This window comes from Chitinophaga sp., assembly GCF_035564935.1.
In the GTDB taxonomy this organism is placed as follows: Bacteria; Bacteroidota; Bacteroidia; order Chitinophagales; family Chitinophagaceae; genus Chitinophaga.
In genome coordinates, this window is the sequence record NZ_DATMTE010000146.1 from 1 (window position 1) to 1587 (window position 1587).

A 1587-nucleotide genomic window follows, 5' to 3' on the forward strand; every position below is an offset into this window, starting at 1 on the left:
GGACGAGTTTTCATCTGAAGCGGTTACCTTGCCTATTGATAAAGTGGTGGCGGATATAGTAAAAGCAAAATATTAAAAAGAAGAGGGCTGCTCTACGGAACAGCCCTCTTCTTTTTAATATTTTGCTTTTACCATATCCGCCACCACTTTATCAATAGGCAGGGTAACCGCTTCAGATGAAAACTCGTCCCAGCTGATCCAGCGGGCACGCTCCACTTCTTCCACGCCTTCGGGCACCGTAAAGTCGAATGGTTGGGTGCTTACAGCGGCGGTGAAGGCCGACAGCGGTGTTACGAGATAATAAATAGAGATGATCTGGGTAACGTTGTCAAACGCAGAGATCTGGAAGAAATCGGTGGTATAAATATGCTCCACTACTTTTACGTCCTGGCCCAGTTCTTCCTGCCATTCACGAACGATGCATTCCAGGGTGCCTTCCCCGAACTCAAGGCCGCCGCCGGGAAATTTGGTGTAATAACCCCCACGGATATACTCATCGCTTACCAGCACCTGCTTCTGATCGTTGATCATGATGCCGTATACTCTTACGTTAAATCCAGTTTGCATATGCTTATTTAATAAAGGCTAGAACCACTTCTTCTTCATAAAATACCAGCTGATAACCACCGAAATGGCAATAGACAGGATGACAGGTATATAGAAGGCGTGAAGGGTGTGCTGGTAGGGGATATCCACGTTCATGCCATAGATACTGGCCACCAGCATGGGAAATGTAAGGATAATGGTAATGGAGGTAAGACGCTTCATTACCACGTTCAGGTTATTGGAAATGATGCTGGCAAAAGCATCCATGGTACTGCTGAGAATGTTGGTGTATACATTGGCCATTTCCAGCGCCTGGGAAGTGTCTACGATCAGATCCTGCAGAAATTCCTTTTCATCTTCGTTAAGTCCCAGGAAATTGGTACGTTCCAGCTTCATCAGCAGCAGCTCATTGCTGCGCAGGGCGGTAACAAAATATACCAGGCTTTTCTGGATACGCATAATACCCAACAGTTCCTCGTTCCGGTTGGAATCGTATAATTTGGCCTCCAGCATGTTCCTGCGCTGGTTAATTTCCTTCAGGTAATCGAGGAAATTAATGACCACTTTCTCAAATATTTTCAGCACCATCATGTTCCTTTTTTCCGGGGAACGGTTATGAAAAGTATTCAGGAATTTTTTGATGGCGGTATTGTCGAAAGAGTTTACCGTAATGATCTGGTGGTGGGTCAGGATAATTACGATGGGGATGGTAATGTAATAGGCTTCACTTTCATTGATCGAATTGTTTTCGGTAGGCGTTTTCAGTACAATGAGCTTCACATTGTCTTCCAGCTCAAACCTGGCTTTTTCGTCAATATCAAGAGAGTCTGTGAGGAAGTCCAGGGGAATATCGAGTTCCTCTGACAGCTGTTCAAACTCGGCCTGTTTAAGCGGCGGGGTAATATTTACCCAGGCGCCGTTTTCAGGCTGGCGTATTTCAACAGTTTTGGAATCTATATTTGTAAAATACTGGATCATCGGGCGCAAAGGTAGTTAAAATGTTGAATCCTGTTTCCATTTGACGTAATATTGTGCAACAGG

The 1587-nt window shown here is 44.9% G+C and carries 2 protein-coding genes; both read right to left on the reverse strand.

Annotated elements, in window-relative coordinates; all coding sequences use genetic code 11:
* Window positions 1–114 precede the first annotated feature (114 nt).
* Window positions 115–567 (reverse strand): NUDIX domain-containing protein, encoded by a 453-nt coding sequence (locus tag VN105_RS03940; RefSeq protein WP_325638141.1) that lies wholly within the window; start codon window positions 565–567, stop codon window positions 115–117.
* 18 nt (window positions 568–585) lie between these two features.
* Window positions 586–1524 carry a magnesium transporter CorA family protein gene (locus VN105_RS03945; RefSeq protein WP_325638143.1) on the reverse strand — a complete coding sequence of 313 codons (939 nt, stop codon included), beginning with the start codon at window positions 1522–1524 and terminating at the stop codon, window positions 586–588.
* Window positions 1525–1587 lie beyond the last annotated feature (63 nt).